Genomic DNA, 17,737 nt, shown 5'->3' with positions numbered 1-17,737 from the left:
AGGGGCGCGATGTTCACGCAAGGCAGCTGGCTGAATCCACCGGAAACATGGTCCGCCGACGACGCGCAATTGCGCGTGACGACGGATGAAAAAACCGACTTCTGGCGCAAGACTCAATATGGTTTTATACGCGACAGCGGCCACTTTTTCGGCACTGGCATCGATGGTGATTTCACGGCGCAGCTGCACGTGGCGGCGCAGTATTCGTCGCTGTACGACCAGGCCGGCATGATGGTGCGCATCGACGAACAGAACTGGATCAAATGCGGCGTCGAATTTTCCGATGGCCAGCTGTTATTGAGCACCGTGCTCACGCTGGAAAAATCGGATTGGGCCGTCAGCATCGCCCCCGCCATGCCGGACGGTTTCTGGCTGCGCGTAACGGTGGCGCAAGGCGTGATCCGCGTGCAGTATTCCACCGATGGCCAGCGCTGGCCGCTGCTGCGTCTGGCGCCATTTCCCGAGGCCGCTAGCTACCGCGTCGGCCCCATGTGCTGCACACCGGAACGCGGTGGCCTGGAAGTGGTTTTTTCCCGGTTTTCCATCGCTCCGGCGCAGCAAAAAGACTTGCATGATTTGAGCTGAATCAAGCCACCCAGGTCTCGTGCAAATGGCGCCACAGCAGGGCGCCAGCTGGTGTTTTTTCATATACGACGGTCGACAAACGCTCGGTATTTTCTGCGCTCGGCAGCGACTGGAATTCGCGGTAGGAGACGGTAGCGCCGGCGGCGCTTTCCTGGATTAAAACGAGGTCGGAAATTCGCATCTGCAAGCCCGGTCGGCTGCCGCCGGCTGCGCGGAAAAATGCCGTCAAGCCAGCGCTATCGAGCTGCTTGCCGCCTGGCGCCACCATCGTGAAAGCGGGTGAAAAACGCGCCAGCAATTCGGCGCAATGTGCTGGCGCCGCCGCCTCGCCAGAGAGCCATGCACGGATCAGTATATGCGTGGACAAGACGTCGTCAAAATAGGGGTTCGTTGCGTTCATTTTTTGCTTGCTTCATGGTGATGTAAAAGGTCGAGAACGGCACGGTTATCGATGCGCGAGCACAGTGCCAAAGGCAGCACGCACGAGGCTGCGGCGAGGGCAAAACACCAGTGAAAAACCTGGACCGCGCGCAGGTGCTGGGCGGGGTCGTCGAGCGACGCAATGCCCTGCGCCGCCAGCAAGCCATTCAGTAGTACGCTGAGCAGCGCCACGCCCAGGCAAAAGCCCAGCTGACGGTTGATATTCCACAAAGCGCTGGCCTGGCTCAGTTGCCCGTCCGGCGTGCGCAAGAAAGCCGTGCTTTGCGCCGTGCTGCTGCACAAGCCGCCGCCAAAACCCATCACGGCATATGCCCAGGCCAGCCAGAATACCTGGCCCGCAGAGTCCACCCGCAGCAGCATCAGCATGCCCGCCGCCTGCAGCAGGGCGCCAGCGATGAACAAGGGTTGCGGACCCACGCGGCGATAGCTCTTACCGGTGAGCGAAATGGCCGCAAACGAGGCCAGCGCCCACGGCAGCATCAGCGCGCCGGCCGTCGACGCCGGCATGCCCAGCACGCCCTGCAGGTACAGCATGGCCAGCAGGCTCACGCCCATGAAGACGCCCGGCACCAGCAAATACATGAGCATGGCAATGCGCAGCAGCGGTTCGGCGGCCAGGCGCAGCTTGAGCAGCGGCGTGGATTTGCGCAGCGCGCCACGCACATAGCCCCAGGCGCAGACGGCGCCCAGCGCCAGCACGCCCGCGCCGGCAGCCAGCTCGTCCGGCGTGCCCAGCATGGTCAGGCCCAGCAACAGCAGCAAAATCGCCGCGCTGCCCGCCACAAGGCCACCCGTGTCGAGCCGGGGTACGGCCGCGCGCGGCGGATCGGGGCGCAGCCAGCAGGCGGCCAGCAGCAGGGCCAGCGCGGCGAATGGCACGTTCAGATAAAAAATCCAGCGCCACGAGAGGCTGTCGACGATTACGCCACCCAAGGCGGGCGACAGCGCGGGCGCCAGCAAGCCCACCAGCATGATGACGGAGGACAGGCCGGGGCGCTCGGCCGGCTTGTATAACTGGTAGGTCATGCTTTGCCCCAGCGGAATGAGCAAGCCGCCGCCCAGGCCCTGCACGCAACGCCAGGCGATCAGTGCCTCGATGGACGGCGCCAGGCCGGCGCCGATGCTGGCGCATAAAAAAGTTAGCAACGATGCCATGAACACGGTTTTGCTGCCATAATAGGCAGCAAGCCAGGCGCTGGCGGGAATGACGATGGTCAGGCCGAGGATGTAGGCGGTGCTGATCCAGGCCAGCTGCGCCACCGAAGCGTGCAGGGCATGGCCGATGTCGGGGTAGGCGACGCTGGTGATGAACATGTTGATCAAGTCGACGAAAAAACCCAGCAGATAAATGGCCGCGACCTTTTTGCGATAGTCCATGGTGCTCCGAATGGCAAACGGCCAGCTTAAGCGTCTATCGCCATTTGCGTAACGGGCCAGCCCCGATTACACTGTCAAATTAATTTTGACAAACCTCTACAACCCGCATGCCTCCTCATTTTTATTTATGATCAGTCTTGACCGTTTGGGTATTTTCATCGCCATCGTCGACGCCGGTTCACTGACGGCCGCCGCCGCCGTGCTGGGCCAGAGCAAGGCCGTCGTCAGTTTTAATTTGAAACAGCTCGAGGCGGAGCTGGGCGTGTCGCTGCTCACGCGCAGCACGCGCAGCCTGGCGCTGACCGATGTGGGGCGGCGTTTTTACGAAGATTGCCAGCGCGTGCTGAGCGAGGCGCAGGGCGCCATCGAGACGGCGCGCCAGGGACACCAGGGCTTGCGCGGCACCCTGCGCCTGACCACCACCGTCGAATATGGCAGCCGCACGGTGATCCCCGCGCTGATCGCCTTTGCCGCCACCCATCCGCAACTGCAGATCCAGCATTCCTCGTCGTCCTCGCATGAAGACCTGATCTCTGGCGGCTATGATCTGGCCATCCGCATGGGTTCGCTCAACGATTCGAGCCACCGCGCCGCGCTGGTCGAGCCATATGCAATCTGGCCCGTCGCCTCGCCCGCCTACCTGGCCAGCCTGCCCGCCAGGGACATCGCCACCTTGCCCGACTTGCAGCGCGCGCGCTGGCTGGCGCACAGCCGACTCAGCACGCCGCTGCGCTGGGAGGTGCAAACGCCAGACGGCCCCGCCGCCTTTGCCGCGCAGGACGATGCCGCCATCCATTCCGACTCCGCCTCGGCCCTGCTGGGCTTTGCCCTGGGCGGCTGCGGCGTGGCCCTGCTGCCGCAGTGGCTGGTGGAAGGGGAAGTGCGCGCGGGACGCCTGCGCCGCCTGCTGCCCGATGTTGTCTTCCCGGAGCAGGGCGTGTATGCCGTGTATCCGAACACCCAGCATATTGCGGAAAAGGTGCGCGCCTTTATCGACTTTTTGCGCGCTTTCGTGGGCACGCCCGCCTGAGCATGCACCTTGCCCCACGGCGCACATATCACGTCGTCAATACTTGTTGAACAAAACGATTTCCAAGGGGCAAACGGGCGCCCCTTTCGTTTTTCACGGCCTACACTGAAAGGACGTTGTTCACCGATTGGAGACCATCATGACACATACATTGGCAGCAGTTTTCGTCCTGCGCGACATGGCCGAGCGGGCCCGGCACGACCTGATCACGGCGGGCTTCCCCGGCGCCAGCATCCGCCTGCACGATGCGGGCAGTGATGATATTTCCGCCACGGAAAACATCCGCCGCGACGACAGCGACAGCCTGCTCGACAACATCAAGCATTTCTTTACGGACCTGTTCGGCAGCCACGCCGACCGCCACATCTATGCGGAAGCCGTACGGCGCGGGCATGTCGTGCTGACACTGGAAGGGGCGAGCGACGCCGATATCCAGCGCGCCACCGACCTCGTCGAGCGCTATGCGCCGCTTGACATCGATGCGCACGCCGACCACTGGCGCGCTGGCGGCTGGCAAGGCGCGCCGCAAAGCGACAGCGCGATGCGCCAGGGCGCCAGCATGCAGTCAAGCGCGCCATCGCAGCAAGGCACGTTCGCCGGCAACCTGAACGAGGCGGCAAGGTCCCAGCAATTTGCAGGCGGCATGGCAGCGCCGCCACCCTCCGGCGTGGGCGCCAACGTGCGCCGCTATCCCGGCGCCGACAACCTGCCAGGCACCAGCGACGACGACGAGCAGTATTATCGCAACCACTGGAGCAGCCAGTATGCGTCCGGTGGCGGGCGCTTCGACGACTACGATCCCGCCTATCGCTATGGCCATTCGATGGCGGGCAGCGACAGCTACCGGGGGCAAAGCTGGGAGCAGGTCGAGCTTGAACTGCGCAGCACCTGGGAACACACGTATCCGCAGTCGGCGTGGGACGACTTCAAGGCGGCCGTCAAGCATGGCTGGGAACGTATGACGTCCTGAGCGCAGCGGGGCGCTGCGGGCTTTCCCCGGATCTTCAGCGCCCCTCGTGCGTCAGTTGCAGGAAGTGGTTCAGGATATGAAAGTGGTCTTCGAAGAATTGCTCTTCCATATCCGGCAGCGAGGCCACGGGCACCCACTGCGCCAGTGCCGCGTCGTCGGCTGCCGTCACGGCCGGCAGCTGGCGCGTCTTCAGGTCAAAATAGTGCGCATGCGTGATGGTGCGCCCGCGCTGGCTGCGGTCAGGATGGTCGAACACGGCCACGCCGACCAGCGCCTCGACGAGGGTGGGTGCCAGCACGCCCAGCTGGGTTTCTTCCGCCAGTTCGCGCAGGGCGCCCTGCAGCAAGCGTTCGCGCGGCTCCAGGAAGCCACCCGGCAAGGCCCACAAGCCCTTGCCCGGATAGCCGCCGCGACGCACGAGCAAGACGTGGCCCCCCGTCTGCACCAGCGCATCCACGGTGCAAAAGATGGGCGCATACGGCGCCGTGCGCCAGCGCGCCTTGTAGGCCTCGATGGCGCGGTATTCCTGCACCAGCGGCGCGTACCACGGCAGCAAGGTCCACGCCTTCAGATACTGGCCGATGGCCGCCGGCAGCAGCTGCGCCACGGCGCTCAACGACACATCGACGTCCTCGGCCTCGAACAGCACGTTGCGGATGGCCGTCGCGCCGATGGGCGCACCGGGATCGATCTCCAGATTGAGTAACTGCCAATGAGGGAAGTGGTGCAGGTAATAACTGGTGGCGTCCTTGAAGCAGGCCACCAGGGTCACGCGCTGCAGCGCAGGCACGGCGCCCGCCACGGCGCGCCGCACGGCATCGGCCCACAAGCCATCGTCGTAGTAATCGCGCACGGCCACGTAATGCACGCGCGCGCGCTGCGCCTCAGGCAGGGTGGCGGCGATCATGGCGGCCCGTTCCTGCCACGTAAACGGGTTCTTCGGACTGCGCGCATGGAAGGCGGAGCCGAGCACCACCACCACCTGGGCGGCGGTGGCCAGCGCCGTTTGCAGCAGGCCGGCATGGCCATTATGAAATGGCTGGAAGCGGCCGATCAGGATGGCCGCATCGGCGGAATAGGCGAGGGTCATGCGTCGTCTCCGGTAGGGTAGTGGGCGGCGATCGGCAATTGGCGCCCGCTGCCAAAAGCGCGCGAACGCACGCGGATGATGGGCGCCGCCTGGCGCCGCTTGTATTCGTTGCGGGCGACCATGCCGAGGATGCGCCGCACCAGGGTGCGCCCGTCGTCCGTCTCGCGCAGCTGGTCGACCAGGCTCAAAGCTTGCGCGCTTTCCGCCTCCGGCAGGCGCTTGCCCTCGATATGCCACTTTAAAATTTCATCGAGCACGGGATATGGCGGCAAGCTATCGGTGTCGCGCTGCCCCGGCGCCAGTTCCGCCGACGGGGGCTTGTCCAGCACGGCGACGGGTATCAATTCGCGCCCGGCGCTGGCGTTGATGTGGCGCGACAGGGCGAACACCTCGGTTTTATACAGGTCGCCGATCAGCCCCAGTCCCCCATTCGTGTCGCCGTACAGGGTGCAATAGCCGACCGAGATTTCGCTCTTGTTGCCGGTGGTGAGCAGCAGGGCGCCGAAGGCGTTCGAGTATTCCATCAGGATGGTGCCACGCACTCTGGCCTGCAGGTTTTCCAGCGGCAGTCCCTCGAGCTTGCCGTCGAAGGCCTCCGCGTAGCCAGCCTCGTACTGCGTCACGATGTCGCGTATCGGATGCGTGTGCAGGGCGATGCCCAGGTTGGCGCACAGGGCCACCGAATCGGTGACGGAACCGGCGCTCGAAAAGATGGACGGCATGGTAATGGCCACCACGTTGCAAGCGCCCAGCGCTTCAACGGCCAGGGCCAGGGTCAGCGCCGAATCGATGCCGCCCGAGCAGCCGACAACGACTTTCGTAAAACCGCAACGGCGCGCGTAGTCGCGCAAACCGAGCACGATTTGACGCCGCGCAAACTCCACGGCGGGGATGCCTTCCGGGTCCGGTACGGGAAACGCCGAGCCATCGGTCCGGGTAAAACGCCCATCGGCAAAGCGCAGCAGTTGACAGTCTTCGACGAAGCGGGCCGATTCGAATTGCACGCCGTCAACCGGTGAAATGGCGAACGAGGCGCCGTCGAACACGAGTTGATCCTGGCCGCCCACCTGGTTGACGAACAACAGGGGCAAGTGCACGCGCTTGCAGGCGGCGCCAAACACGGCGTGGCGCTGCGCGCGCTTGCCAATGTCGGAAGGGCTGGCGTTGATGCTGACGACCAGGTCGGGCCGCGCAGCGTGCAGGGAGTCGAAAGGGTTGACGGCGTAGGCGCGGCCGTCGTCGTTCCAGCCATCCTCGCAAATCATGAAGCCGACCTTGCAGCCGGCGATGGACAAGGTGCAGGCGCCGGACGGGCCAGGCTCGAAATGGCGGCCCTCGTCGAAAATGCCATACGTCGGCAGCAGCTGCTTGTAGTATTCGGCGACGATGCACCCGTTGCGCAGCGCCAGCAAGGCGTTGTACAGGGGCTTGCCGACGCCAGAGTTCGGCCGCGCCGTGCCGATGACGGTGACGAGTTCCGGCCAGCGCGTGGATGCTTGCAGCAGCTTATCGAGCGCCTGCTGCATGTCGCGCAGGAAGGCGGCATCCTCGAACAGGTCGCCAGGGTAATACGCGCACAGCGACAGTTCAGGGCATACCAGCAAGTCGGCGCCATCGCTGCTGGCGCGCTGCATGCGCGCGATGATGGCGGCGACATTGGCGTCGAAGTCGCCCACGGTAGGATTCATCTGGGCGAGGGCGATGGTCAGCATGGCGATCCTTTATTGCTTGCGCTTGAAACCACTATCCTGCCTGAAATTTTACGCATCGTACTGATGCAATCGTGCAAGCCCGCCGATCAGGGTGCTACAAGGTCTTGAGCCAGGCCCGCAAGCGCGTGCGCGCGTTCGCATACGGCGAGGAGGTATTGAACTGAATCATGCGTCCCATCGTGTAATGCGTGTACCAGGGCTGGCCATACAATTGCGCATCGTCATGCGCTTCGATCAGCGCCAGCAACTGGTTTTTCGCCTGTTCCAGGCGTTGCAGCAAGTCATCCACGCCCAGTTCAGCATAGTCCCCATAGAAGCGCTGCGCCAGGGCGCCCAGAGCGTTCCACGTGAAACCTTCGGCGGGAAAGGCGATGTCTTCGATGCGTTTGCCGTCGCGCAGCTGCGCGTGCCAGTGCAAGACCAGCTCGTTCCACCCCACCAGGTAGGCGAGCAAATCGCACACGCTCATGCGCGTGCCCTTGACCTGCCCTTCCAGCACGGGCTCACGCGCCAAGGCCGGTGGCACACGCGCCAGCTCCTGCGCCAGCTTGGCGTACGTGGTGCTAATCGCCTCGACCAGTTCCTGCTTGCTGTTGGGAATCGCCATCACGCCGCCTTGACGACAGGCAAGCCGGCCGCCTGCCAGTCGTCGTAACCGCTACCGAGACGGCGCGCATGCAAGCCCTGCTGGCGCAGGGCGGCAACGGCCTGCACGGACAGCACGCAATACGGGCCACGGCAGTAGGCGGCGATTTCTGCGTTCGCCGGCAATTCGCCCAAGCGGCGCTGCAAGTCATCAAAAGGAATATTGATCGCACCGGGCAGATGGCCGGCAGCAAATTCCTGCGCGGGCCGCACGTCGAGCACGGTGATGCTGGCTTCCTGCATGCGCCCCAGCAGCTCGTCGCCCGTGATCGCTTCCACATGATCGCCCCGGGTCAGCGCCTGCAACTCGCTGCGCTGATGCTGCGCATACACGTCCAGCGCGGCCAGCAGTTGCACGATGGGGCCGCTGCCCAGCCGGTACAGCACGCGCTTGCCGTCGCGTCGCGCCTGCACGAAACCGGCACGCCGCAACTGCTGCAAATGCTGGGAGGTATTTGCCACTGACAGGCCCGTCAACTCCACCAGCTGCTCCACCGCATATTCGCCCTGAGCGATCTGCTCTAGCAGGCGCAAACGCGGTGCGCTGCCTAAAATATGGGCAAACGCGGCGGAACCGGTGAGACATTCGATATCGGCATTTTTCATTGACACGATGCTAGCACCCTTATAACATTCAAGCAATCAATTGAATGTTATAAGGTGACAACGATGCAAATACTCTGGCTCGATGCCCTGGCGATCGGCGTGGGCGCGACGGCGGTGATGGATGTGTGGGCGGTGGCCTTGAAACGCTTCTGGTGCATACCCTCGCTGAACTTTGCGATGGTGGGACGCTGGCTGGGCCACCTGCCACGCGGCACCGTGAGCCACGTCAATATCGCCCAGGCGGCGCCCGTACGCGATGAAGCCATCCTGGGCTGGACCGCCCATTATGTGATCGGCGTGCTGTTTGCGGCCGTGCTGCTGGCGCTGGTGGGGCAGGAGTGGGTGCAAGGGCCAACGTTCGCGCCGGCCTTGCTGGCTGGCCTCGTGAGCGTGGCCGCGCCGTTCTGTATCTTGCAGCCGGGCATGGGCGCCGGCCTGGCCGCCAGCAAGACGCCGCATCCGACGGCCGCCCGCCTGCGCAGCCTGATGGCCCACACGGCGTTCGGCATCGGCCTGTACCTGGCGGCGTTGCTGTGGTCGACGGTGCGTTAAGACGTCAGCGGCGGCACGGGGGCGGGCGCCGGTGCGGGTACAGCCGCCGAGATGGCCGGCGTCTCCGGCTGCGCCGGCACGGTGCTCAGCACCATCGTGCTGGGCTTGGCAATCGCGATATGCGCCTCGTCCAGGCGCTTGAGCAGCTCGAACAGCAGGGCGCTGCGGATGCCCGACGTCAGGCGCGGCGACGAGGCATAGCCGGTAGCGTTGAACAGCAAAAAGCCGTTGTCGATACCGTCGAGCTGCACGCTGGGCGCCGGCGTCTCGAGCACGTCAGGATTGTCGACAAAGGTGGACAGGATCAGCGCGCGCGCCGCTTGCGCATCCGTGCCCAGCGGCAGCGGCAGCTTGACCTGCACCAGGCCCAGCGGATTGGCCAGGGTGACGTTGCGCACCGTCTTGGTGATGAATTCCGAGTTCGGTACGATCACCGTGGAACGGTCGCCCAATTGAATTTCCGTGGCGCGTACATTGATGCGGCGAATGTCGCCTTCCACGCCGCCCAGCGAGACCCAGTCGCCCACTTTCACAGGACGCTCGGCCAATAAAATCAGGCCGGACACAAAGTTCTGCACCACCGCCTGCAAGCCAAAACCGATACCCACCGACAAGGCCGACGCCACCCACGCGATCCGTTCCAGGCCGATGCCGGCCGCCGACAGGGCCAGTGCCACGGCCAGCACGCCGCCGATATAGCCAAACAGGGTAATGAACGACACTTGCATGCCGGAGTCGAGATTGGTGGTCGGCAAATAACTGTTTTGCAGCCAGCGCTTGAACAGGCCCAGCGCCACAAAGCCCACCACCAGCACCAGCAGGGCCTGGATCAGCGCGGCAGGGCGGATCGCTACCTCGCCGATGGCCAGGCCATCCTGCAGCTTGCCCACGCGCTGGAACAGCTCGCCCGGACCTTCGCCGAACGGCGCCAGCAGCAGCATCAGGGCCAGCAGCACGACGATGGCGCGGCCGATGCCCGACAGCAGCACGGCCGCCTGGTCGCGCGCCTTGGGCGTGGCCAGCACGGGATGGGCGGCGTCCGGTGGCGGCGGCGTGGAGGCCAGCAGCATGCAGATATCGTCGACCAGCACCGTCAGCAGATAGGTGCTGCCCACCACCACGATGACCCAGGCAATTTGCTTGGCGATAAAACTGCCGAACGCCACATAGCCGACCAGCAAACTGATGACGCTCGACGCCAGCGCCAGCCACAGCAGCACCGTGATGCAGCGCAGCCACAGCGGCGTGACCAGGGTGGCGGGATCGGCCTCGCGCAACAGGCGCCAGCAGCGCTCGGCGCGCATCAAGCCATAAGCGATGGTCGTGCTCATCACCAGGGCGACGATGCAATTGACGGCCACGGCCGTCGACAGGCCCGCATTAATGACGATGGTGACGCGTTCCGTGGCCCACACCAGCACCACGATGAAGGCAAACGTCGATGGAAAATGGCGCAAGCGATGCGCCAGCGCGTCGGGCAGGGGCAGCAAGCGCCACGACACGCGCCAGGGCGACAGCAGCGCGTGGCCCAGGCCCGCCGTAAAACCGGCAAAACAGATGATGCCGATCAAGCTGCCAAGGAAAGTCGAGGTTTTTTCAGACAGGCCGCCATCCCAGCGCAAACCCATGGCCAGCAATTCGGCCACCAGGCCCGGCGTGGCCGCCGCCAGCACCAGCACGGCCAGCGCATGCAAGGAGCGGCGCAAGCGGCCATGCGGCACGCGCGTGGCCGTGATCACCAGCAGATAGCGCGAAACCCAGACGCTGGCGCCGATCACGGCCACGATGCCGGCCAGCAAGCCACCCCAGGCCGACCACGGCGTGGCACGTGCCGCGTTGGCCAACTCCAGCTCCAGCGCCCGTAGGCGCTGCAAATTCTGCGGCAATTCCGCATGCAGCTGTTTCCAGAAGGAACCGGCCAGGATGGACGCAGTGCGCTCGCCCAGGCGCGCCTGCAGCTGCGCGCGGCGCGCCGTCGACACCTGCTCGGACGCCTGCGTCGCTTCCACGGCCAGCAAGCGCGCCAGCTTCACTTGCGCATCGAGCGCGCTGCTGGTGCGGTCCAGCTGGCTGCGCTGCGCCGCCACGTCAGGGGCCTCTTTCGTGCCCGCCGCCGGCTTGCCCAGCTCGGCCAGCCGCGCCTGCACGCTGGCGAGCGTGGGCGCGAGCGCATCGGCCACCTTGTCCGCTTCGGCGCTGGCCGCCAGCGCATCGGCGCGCATCTGCGACAGAGTCGCGTCATCGAGATCGGCATCGCCATCGAGCGCCTTCTGGATCGTGGTGATCTGCTTGCGCAAGCCATCGAGGCGCTGGTCGGCCGTGGCGGCATCATCGACGGGCTGCGCCCAGGCGGGCGGCGCCGATAGCGAGCACGCCAGCAGCAGGGTCAATAGCAGCGGCAATAGCCAGCCACGCCAGGGCTGGCGCGCGGAAAAGAAATGGGGGGTACGGAATGAAATCATGCGGTCCTATCGGCCAGGTCAATACGGGTGAAAGCGAGACGGCATCGCGCCAGCAGGCGCTGCGGCAAAGAGCAGCGGCGGGGCGATGGGTGTTACGGGAGTTGCTTAACTGTACGGCAAACAGCGACAGCCTAGCGCACTCAAGCGATAGATGGCGGAAATTTTCGTGCGGCAATAATGACGGCCAGGCACGCGCATGGCATCGGCGCTACGGCAGTTCGATTTGATGCACTTGCTTATCGGAAGCAATAGAACGCGGCCGCCATGGCGGATTGATGACGGTGATGTCCTTCACGCCCAGCTTGGCAAAGTCGTCAGCGGAAAAGGTCCACCCGATCACCTTGCTGTCGGCATCGAAGCGGCGGGCCAGTTCGGGCGTCTGGCCCATGGTCGTGATGCGCTGCTGGACACCTATCTGCGCAAAATACTGGCGTTCGGCCTCCCGCTGGGGAGCCAGCCATGTTTGTATCTCCGCCTGCAACTGCTGACGCATGGCTTGCCGCTCGGCTGCCGGCAAGGCCGCCAGCATGGCTTCCTGTTGCTCATCGACGGCAAACGTGGCGCTACTGAGGCCGCCGTGATAACCGACCACGGCAAAGTTGCTGACGATCTTGCGGGGCGCGGCGGTAAAAACGTAGTTGGCGCACGAGGAAAAACAATACTCGAGCACCTTGACCGTCAATGCCTGCGCCCGCACCCAGGTACCCAGCGCCATGCCGGCCTGCGTCGGGCCGCCCTTGCTGCGGATGGCCAGCACGCGCGGCTTGGTTTCCTCGGAGGCGAACAGTGCCAGCGCACGCTGATTCGCCTCGGCCGAAATGCTGCCGACATAGTTGAGCTCGCCGTTATCCAGATAAACCTGGGTACCGGTTTCTGCAAGCGCCAGCGGCGCATACAGTGTGGCAATAAGCAGAGGCGCGAGGCAGGCAGTCATGTGCATGGCAAATGGCGTGAGGAAATGGAATTACAAACCGCAGCAGGTCCGGCGGGTATCAGCTCATTGTAAGATATTTTGTAAATAAAATAAGGTTTGCCATTTCTTCCAGGCCAGCGTTCGCGCCGGCACCGTGTGAGAAATTGTAGAAGAGTGCGGTGGCGGCATCCTGGTTCCAGTTTATTCATGAACATAAGATTGGATAACGGAGCGCTTGCCGGTGATGCCGGGGCACTTGGGCAAGACACCGGCATAAAGCGACTGTTTAGAGCACCTTCTACAAGGGAAAACTCAGCTGTCCGGTATCTCAGCAGCCGGCTAGGTCGAGAGTTCTCCTCGAATGATTTCTGCGCCTGCACTGAGCGCATGCAATTTTCCTCTTGCTACCCGACGAGACAGGGGCGCCATGCCACAGTTAGTGCTCGGATAGAGTTTGTCGGCATCGACAAACCGCAGCGCTTTGCGCAGGGTGTTGGCGACTTCCTCCGGCGTTTCGATGGTATTGCTTGCCACGTCAATGGCCCCTACCATCACTTTTTTGCCACGAATGAGTTCAATCAGGTCAATGGGAACACGCGAGTTGTGGCATTCCAGCGAGATAATATCGATATTCGATTGCTGCAGCTTGGGAAAAGATTTTTCGTATTGACGCCACTCGGACCCCAGCGTATTTTTCCAATCCGTATTGGCTTTGATGCCGTAGCCATAGCAAATATGCACGGCAGTTTCGCATTTGAGCCCTTCGATCGCCCTTTCCAGGGTGGCAATCCCCCAATCATTCACCTCATCAAAGAACACATTGAATGCGGGTTCATCAAACTGGATGATGTCGACGCCGGCAGCCTCCAATTCTCTGGCTTCCTGATTGAGTATCTTGGCGAATTCCCAGGCCAGTTTTTCGCGGCTCTTGTAGTGGCTGTCATACAGCGTATCAATCATCGTCATCGGACCTGGCAGCGCCCATTTGATGGGTTGCTTGGTTTGCTGACGCAAAAACCTGGCGTCTTCCACAAAAACCGGCTTCGGGCGGCTCACGGCGCCAACGACGGTCGGCACGCTCGCATCATAGCGGTCACGAATTCTGACGGTCTCACGTTTGTCAAAATCAACGCCGCTGAGGTGCTCAATGAACGTGGTGACAAAGTGCTGACGGGTCTGCTCGCCATCACTGACAATATCGATGCCTGCCTGCTGCTGCTCCTGCAGTGACAAACGTAAAGCATCTTGTTTGCCCTCGATTAATTCCTCGTCCTGTAATTTCCAGGGCGACCAGAGTTTTTCGGGTTGCGCAAGCCAGGAAGGTTTGGGCAAGCTGCCGGCAGTGGATGTAGGCAATAATTTTTTCATGATAACTGGTTTCGTATTTTGATTAAGCGGAGAGCGTGGTCGCAGCCCATTGTTCAAGAATATTTTTGTATGGTTTGATGAAGTGCTCTTCCGTATATTTGCCCTGCTTGACTGCCAGCTGGCTGCGCTCTTCCCGGTCATAGACAATTTGCGTCAACGAATAATCCTGGTTCTTCAGGCTGGGTTGATAAAGTCTTCCCGCCGCAGAATTGGCGTTATAAATCTCGGGCCGGTAGATCTTTTGGAACGTTTCCATCGTGCTGATGGTGCCGATCAGCTCAAGATTGCTGTAGTCGCCCAGCAGGTCGCCGATAAAATAAAATGCCAAAGGTGCCGCACTGTTTGGCGGCATGAAATAGCGCACCTGCATCCCCATTTTCTCGAAATATTCATCCGTCGAGGAGAACTCATTTTGTTGATACTCAACGCCCAGGATGGGATGCTGGTTTTCAGTGCGCTGATAGGTCTTGCTGCTCGAGGCGCTGATGCAGATGACCGGCGCCTTGCTGAAGTGCGCTTTGTAAGTAGTTGATCTGACAAAGTGCTTGAACAGCTTGCCATGAAAATCGCCGAAATTGTCCGGTGTGCCAAAGGTGGATTTATTATTGTTGTGCTCTGGCAGCAGCACGCTGAAGTCGTAATCGCGCACATAGGACGAGAAGTTATTCCCAGCGATGCCGTCGATGCGCTCTCCTGTTTTTTTATCCAGGATATTCGGCTTCAATATCTCGATCAGTGGAATATTCCCGCCTGCGGCATCCATATTCAACGCGACGGAAATGATTTCAAGCTCGACTGAGTAGCGGTCTGCCTTCGGGTTATCCCAATGCGCCAGGTTGTTGAAGCGGCTGTCGATCATTTTCAGGGTGTTGCGCAAGTTCTCCTGGCGACGCTCTCCCCTGGCCAGATTGGCAAAGTTGGTCGTCAGGCGCGTATTGTCCGATGGATGATAGTTTTCATCGAAAACAATGCTCTTGATGCTGAATACAAAATCTTGGCTCATGGTGATCTGGTGTCCTGATTGCTGCGAAAAGATGAATGTGTTGATTGCTTGCTGAGCGTGGCGATGCGTATCAGGCCGCGACCAGCGCTTCAGCGGCGGCAGATTGCGCATGGCGCGTCAAGCCGACCAACGGCAATGCCCGTTGGACCGCCAGTGTGGCCCGCTGGATCAGGGCCGCGTCCTGCAGACGGTAGTCGGCGAAATCCTTGTCGGTCGCGTAGACGCCCAGCGGCAAGGTGCGTGCCTGGAAAAAGCTGAACAGCGGCCGCAATTGGTGGTCGATCATCAGGGCATGGCGCTCGCTGCCGCCGGTGGCCGCCAGCAAGACGGGCTTGTCGATCAAGGCATCCTGATGAATGAAGTCGAAGAAGTGCTTGAACAGTCCCGTGTAGGAACCGCGAAAGACCGGTGTTGCCACCACCAGGATGTCGGCTTGCTCGACCGCCGCAAGTTCCCGCTCCACCGTATCGGGCAGGTGGGAGCGCCAGGTCGCGCCGGCGAGCTGGGGGGCGAGCTGGCCCAGTTCGACCAGACGTTGTTCGCACAGCACTTCGTCGGCGATCAGGTCCATCAGGTGCTCTGCCAGGGCTGCCGCCTTGGAAGGGCGTTGCAGCCCGCCGGAGACGGCGACTAAACGCAGGGGACGTGTCATGTTTGCTTTCATAGGGATGGATGCGCCGGGGCCGAAAAATGCCAACAACAAGGACATCGATGATAGCGGCGGGAATCGATGAAGTATAATGGTCTTATTTCATACATCCATGAATGTGGCTCATTTCAATGCTTGAACGCATCCACCTCAGCATCGTCCAGCAGGTCGAAAAACAAGGGTCGTTGACGGCCGCCGCAGGCGTGCTGCACCTGACCCAGTCGGCCCTGAGCCACAGCATGAAGAAGCTGGAGCAGCAACTGGGCACCGACGTCTGGCTGCGCGAAGGGCGCAACCTGCGCCTGACGCAGGCCGGCCAGTATCTGCTGGCGGTGGCGAACCGGGTACTGCCGCAACTGGACCTGGCCGAAGAGCGCCTGGGTCAATTCGCGCAGGGCGAGCGCGGTGCGCTGCGCATCGGCATGGAATGCCACCCTTGCTACCAGTGGCTGCTCAAAGTGGTTTCCCCCTATCTGGCCGCATGGCCAGACGTGGATGTGGACGTCAAGCAAAAGTTCCAGTTTGGCGGGATCGGCGCGCTCTTCGGCTACGAGATCGACCTGCTGGTCACGCCCGACCCGCTGTACAAACCGGGGCTGACATTCGAACCCGTGTTCGACTACGAGCAGGTGCTCGTCGTGGCCAAGGGCCATGCCCTGGCTACCGCGGCCTATGTGCAGCCCCAGCAACTGACCCAGGAGGTGCTCATCAGCTACCCCGTGGATATCGAGCGCCTGGACATCTATAACCAGTTCCTGTTACCGGCCGGTGTCACGCCCAAGCGCCACAAAGCCATCGAAACCACCGACATCATGCTGCAGATGGTGGCCAGCGGACGCGGTGTGGCCGCCCTGCCGCGCTGGCTGGTCGAGGAATACGCGGCCAAGATGGACGTCGTGCCTGTGCGGCTGGGCGTGCGCGGCATCGCCAAGCAAATCTTCCTGGGGGCACGCGAGACGGACACCGCCATCGACTACGTGCGTGCCTTCATCGAACTGGCCCGCCAGCCTGCCATCGTCATGGCGCAAGGAAGCGATGCTAAAACCCTTGATGCATCCCGCTAAGCCCAGGCCCGCCAGCAGCATCACGCACGCCTATACCCTGGGGCCAGCCTGCTGCGCGCTTTCCATGGATTCCACTGCGTCGAAAATATGCGCCAGCGCGCTTTCCATGGCGCCGGCGGTAGCGTCGCCGCTCTGGTTGGTGATGATGAAGACCCCAAGCTGATATTTGGGAACGACGTAGGCGTAGCTTTGCGCACGTGGCACGCCGCCATGGTGTACATAATGCGTGCCCAACTGGCGATTGCTACCGATGTTCCAGAAATAGCCAATGCTGAAGTCATCCTGAAAGCGCGCCAAAGGCTTGTGCGATTCGACGACCGCAGGATGGGCGCCCAATTGCAGGCGCAGGTACTTCGCCATATCCGGCATAGTCGACTTCAGGTTGCCGGCTGCCCCCCAGGGCAGTTGTGGCATCGGCGTTGTTACGACGGGATTGTCGCTGTGGTAGCCGGGCGCTAGCCGGCCGGTATCCCTGGCCGTGATTCTCAGCTTGGTATCCTGCATGCCGGCTTCGCGCGCAAGGAATTGCGCGAGCAGGACTTCATAGGGTATTCCGTAGATTTTTTCGAGAGTGTGCGCAATGAGTTCGGTACCTGCGCTTGAATATGCATAGTCCTTGCCTAGCGGACCTTTGATGCTGACTGTGTGCAAGTCCTGCCAGAATTGCTGTTGTCCGTAGCTGGCGTAGGCTGCATTGAGCTTTGCCGGCGTGGCGTGTGCAGTGAAATCCTTCAATATGGTGTTCACCTGCAATGGCAGCATGCCCGGCATATTGCTGGTGTGCGTGATCAAATGGCGCAAGCGAACCGGCTGGCCCTGCGACTGCAGGTTCGGGTAGGCGGCCGCCAGGTACTTTTGTATGGGATCGTCGAGCGCCGCCTTCCCATCAAGCACAGCGTTCGCCAATAGCAGGCCAGCAAAAGTTTTGCTGACTGAGCCGATTTCATACAGCGTTGTATCGTTCGGCGGATTGGCTTTGCCCGTCTCCAGCTCGCCTTGATGCAGAATGAATTCCTTGCCGCGATACACGACAGCAATCGAGGTCGCGTGTAGAAACTTTGACTGCAGCAGCGCGGTCGCTGTCTGGCGCATTGCCGCAGGAATGTCATGCGCAGGTGCTGTGGCAGCGGGCTTGCAAGCTGCCAGCACCAGTGTCATTCCAGTTATGATTGCGGCGAATTTGCTCATCATGCGCACCATCCAGGGGGGAGGGGGCATTCTCGCACAATGGGTTCGGCGGTGACAAAAAAAGTCACTCGTATGGCTTTTC

Annotated in this window: 17 protein-coding genes; 5 read left to right on the top strand and 12 right to left on the bottom strand. The window is 62.1% G+C overall.

What is annotated here, in order from left to right; translation table 11 throughout:
* Positions 1-9 precede the first annotated feature (9 nt).
* Positions 10-585: a DUF1349 domain-containing protein gene (locus C8C89_RS04470; RefSeq protein WP_101483326.1), complete on the top strand. Its 576-nt coding sequence runs from the start codon at positions 10-12 to the stop codon at positions 583-585.
* Between the two features lies 1 nt (position 586).
* Here C8C89_RS04470 and C8C89_RS04465 read toward each other — a convergent pair whose 3' ends face one another.
* Together C8C89_RS04465 and C8C89_RS04460 are read right to left on the bottom strand one after the other, a co-directional pair.
* On the bottom strand, positions 587-985 hold the full coding sequence (locus C8C89_RS04465) for a DUF4440 domain-containing protein (RefSeq protein ID WP_133988992.1): 399 nt from the start codon (positions 983-985) through the stop codon (positions 587-589).
* Complete coding sequence (locus C8C89_RS04460) at positions 982-2,403, bottom strand: MFS transporter (RefSeq protein ID WP_133988991.1); 1,422 nt, start codon at positions 2,401-2,403, stop codon at positions 982-984. Before C8C89_RS04460 ends, C8C89_RS04465 begins: the two co-directional genes overlap by 4 nt.
* A gap of 127 nt (positions 2,404-2,530) precedes the next feature.
* Here C8C89_RS04460 and C8C89_RS04455 point away from each other — a divergent pair, with 127 nt between their 5' ends.
* Complete coding sequence (locus C8C89_RS04455) at positions 2,531-3,433, top strand: LysR family transcriptional regulator (protein ID WP_133988990.1); 903 nt, start codon at positions 2,531-2,533, stop codon at positions 3,431-3,433.
* Between the two features lie 139 nt (positions 3,434-3,572).
* Positions 3,573-4,403, top strand: coding sequence for a hypothetical protein (locus C8C89_RS04450; RefSeq protein ID WP_133988989.1), 831 nt, complete (start codon positions 3,573-3,575; stop codon positions 4,401-4,403).
* A 34-nt stretch (positions 4,404-4,437) separates the two neighbouring features.
* On the opposite strand, the gene C8C89_RS04445 is transcribed toward C8C89_RS04450, so the two are convergent.
* The 4 genes from C8C89_RS04445 to C8C89_RS04430 form a co-directional block, all read right to left on the bottom strand.
* Positions 4,438-5,493 carry a bifunctional nicotinamide-nucleotide adenylyltransferase/Nudix hydroxylase gene (locus C8C89_RS04445; RefSeq protein ID WP_133988988.1) on the bottom strand — a complete coding sequence of 352 codons (1,056 nt, stop codon included), beginning with the start codon at positions 5,491-5,493 and terminating at the stop codon, positions 4,438-4,440.
* Positions 5,490-7,205, bottom strand: a complete 1,716-nt coding sequence (locus tag C8C89_RS04440) for an NAD+ synthase (RefSeq protein WP_133988987.1) — start codon at positions 7,203-7,205, stop codon at positions 5,490-5,492. The genes C8C89_RS04445 and C8C89_RS04440 overlap by 4 nt, the downstream gene beginning before the upstream one ends.
* Before the next feature lie 94 nt (positions 7,206-7,299).
* Entirely contained in the window at positions 7,300-7,812 is a 513-nt protein-coding gene (locus tag C8C89_RS04435; protein WP_133988986.1) for a ClbS/DfsB family four-helix bundle protein, read from the bottom strand.
* Positions 7,812-8,456, bottom strand: coding sequence for a metalloregulator ArsR/SmtB family transcription factor (locus C8C89_RS04430; protein WP_133988985.1), 645 nt, complete (start codon positions 8,454-8,456; stop codon positions 7,812-7,814). The genes C8C89_RS04435 and C8C89_RS04430 overlap by 1 nt, the downstream gene beginning before the upstream one ends.
* Positions 8,457-8,519: 63 nt before the next feature.
* Between C8C89_RS04430 and C8C89_RS04425 the strand changes: the two genes are divergently transcribed.
* Positions 8,520-9,008: a DUF2938 domain-containing protein gene (locus C8C89_RS04425; protein WP_101483335.1), complete on the top strand. Its 489-nt coding sequence runs from the start codon at positions 8,520-8,522 to the stop codon at positions 9,006-9,008.
* Here the strand turns inward: C8C89_RS04425 and C8C89_RS04420 are convergent.
* From C8C89_RS04420 to msuE, 5 genes are all read right to left on the bottom strand, one after another.
* The gene (locus C8C89_RS04420; RefSeq protein ID WP_243857894.1) at positions 9,005-11,470 is read right to left on the bottom strand and encodes a DUF3772 domain-containing protein; all 2,466 of its coding nucleotides are present in this window, start codon (positions 11,468-11,470) and stop codon (positions 9,005-9,007) included. The genes C8C89_RS04425 and C8C89_RS04420 overlap by 4 nt on opposite strands.
* Positions 11,471-11,678: 208 nt before the next feature.
* Positions 11,679-12,404, bottom strand: a complete 726-nt coding sequence (locus tag C8C89_RS04415) for a peptidase (protein WP_133988984.1) — start codon at positions 12,402-12,404, stop codon at positions 11,679-11,681.
* 318 nt (positions 12,405-12,722) lie between these two features.
* Positions 12,723-13,751 (bottom strand): methionine synthase, encoded by a 1,029-nt coding sequence (locus C8C89_RS04410; RefSeq protein ID WP_133988983.1) that lies wholly within the window; start codon positions 13,749-13,751, stop codon positions 12,723-12,725.
* Positions 13,752-13,773: 22 nt separating this feature from the next.
* Entirely contained in the window at positions 13,774-14,754 is a 981-nt protein-coding gene (locus tag C8C89_RS04405) for a DUF1852 domain-containing protein (RefSeq protein ID WP_133993133.1), read from the bottom strand.
* Positions 14,755-14,824: 70 nt separating this feature from the next.
* A complete protein-coding gene (msuE, locus tag C8C89_RS04400; protein WP_133988982.1) occupies positions 14,825-15,406 on the bottom strand; it encodes an FMN reductase in 582 nt (193 codons plus the stop codon).
* Between the two features lie 128 nt (positions 15,407-15,534).
* Here msuE and C8C89_RS04395 point away from each other — a divergent pair, with 128 nt between their 5' ends.
* A complete protein-coding gene (locus C8C89_RS04395) occupies positions 15,535-16,467 on the top strand; it encodes a LysR family transcriptional regulator (RefSeq protein ID WP_133988981.1) in 933 nt (310 codons plus the stop codon).
* Between the two features lie 30 nt (positions 16,468-16,497).
* On the opposite strand, the gene C8C89_RS04390 is transcribed toward C8C89_RS04395, so the two are convergent.
* Positions 16,498-17,658: a serine hydrolase domain-containing protein gene (locus C8C89_RS04390; protein WP_208327673.1), complete on the bottom strand. Its 1,161-nt coding sequence runs from the start codon at positions 17,656-17,658 to the stop codon at positions 16,498-16,500.
* Between the last annotated feature and the right edge of the window lie 79 nt (positions 17,659-17,737).

The sequence above is a fragment of the Janthinobacterium sp. 75 genome, from assembly GCF_004365495.1.
In the GTDB taxonomy this organism is placed as follows: domain Bacteria; phylum Pseudomonadota; class Gammaproteobacteria; order Burkholderiales; family Burkholderiaceae_D; genus Janthinobacterium.
The sequence above is the reverse complement of the archived record's forward strand: the minus strand, read 5'-3'. Positions and strand labels throughout refer to the sequence as shown.

Excerpts from the sequence above, each read along its gene's own strand:
- C8C89_RS04465 (WP_133988992.1), bottom strand. The coding sequence starts at position 985 with ATGAACGCAACGAACCCCTATTTTGACGACGTCTTGTCCACGCATATA.
- C8C89_RS04460 (WP_133988991.1), bottom strand. The coding sequence starts at position 2,403 with ATGGACTATCGCAAAAAGGTCGCGGCCATTTATCTGCTGGGTTTTTTC.
- C8C89_RS04470 (WP_101483326.1), top strand. The coding sequence starts at position 10 with ATGTTCACGCAAGGCAGCTGGCTGAATCCACCGGAAACATGGTCCGCC.
- C8C89_RS04425 (WP_101483335.1), top strand. The coding sequence starts at position 8,520 with ATGCAAATACTCTGGCTCGATGCCCTGGCGATCGGCGTGGGCGCGACG.
- C8C89_RS04440 (WP_133988987.1), bottom strand. The coding sequence starts at position 7,205 with ATGCTGACCATCGCCCTCGCCCAGATGAATCCTACCGTGGGCGACTTC.
- C8C89_RS04415 (WP_133988984.1), bottom strand. The coding sequence starts at position 12,404 with ATGACTGCCTGCCTCGCGCCTCTGCTTATTGCCACACTGTATGCGCCG.
- C8C89_RS04430 (WP_133988985.1), bottom strand. The coding sequence starts at position 8,456 with ATGAAAAATGCCGATATCGAATGTCTCACCGGTTCCGCCGCGTTTGCC.
- C8C89_RS04420 (WP_243857894.1), bottom strand. The coding sequence starts at position 11,470 with ATGATTTCATTCCGTACCCCCCATTTCTTTTCCGCGCGCCAGCCCTGG.
- C8C89_RS04410 (WP_133988983.1), bottom strand. The coding sequence starts at position 13,751 with ATGAAAAAATTATTGCCTACATCCACTGCCGGCAGCTTGCCCAAACCT.
- C8C89_RS04390 (WP_208327673.1), bottom strand. The coding sequence starts at position 17,658 with ATGATGAGCAAATTCGCCGCAATCATAACTGGAATGACACTGGTGCTG.
- C8C89_RS04435 (WP_133988986.1), bottom strand. The coding sequence starts at position 7,812 with ATGGCGATTCCCAACAGCAAGCAGGAACTGGTCGAGGCGATTAGCACC.
- C8C89_RS04405 (WP_133993133.1), bottom strand. The coding sequence starts at position 14,754 with ATGAGCCAAGATTTTGTATTCAGCATCAAGAGCATTGTTTTCGATGAA.
- C8C89_RS04445 (WP_133988988.1), bottom strand. The coding sequence starts at position 5,493 with ATGACCCTCGCCTATTCCGCCGATGCGGCCATCCTGATCGGCCGCTTC.
- C8C89_RS04455 (WP_133988990.1), top strand. The coding sequence starts at position 2,531 with ATGATCAGTCTTGACCGTTTGGGTATTTTCATCGCCATCGTCGACGCC.
- C8C89_RS04395 (WP_133988981.1), top strand. The coding sequence starts at position 15,535 with ATGCTTGAACGCATCCACCTCAGCATCGTCCAGCAGGTCGAAAAACAA.
- msuE (WP_133988982.1), bottom strand. The coding sequence starts at position 15,406 with ATGACACGTCCCCTGCGTTTAGTCGCCGTCTCCGGCGGGCTGCAACGC.
- C8C89_RS04450 (WP_133988989.1), top strand. The coding sequence starts at position 3,573 with ATGACACATACATTGGCAGCAGTTTTCGTCCTGCGCGACATGGCCGAG.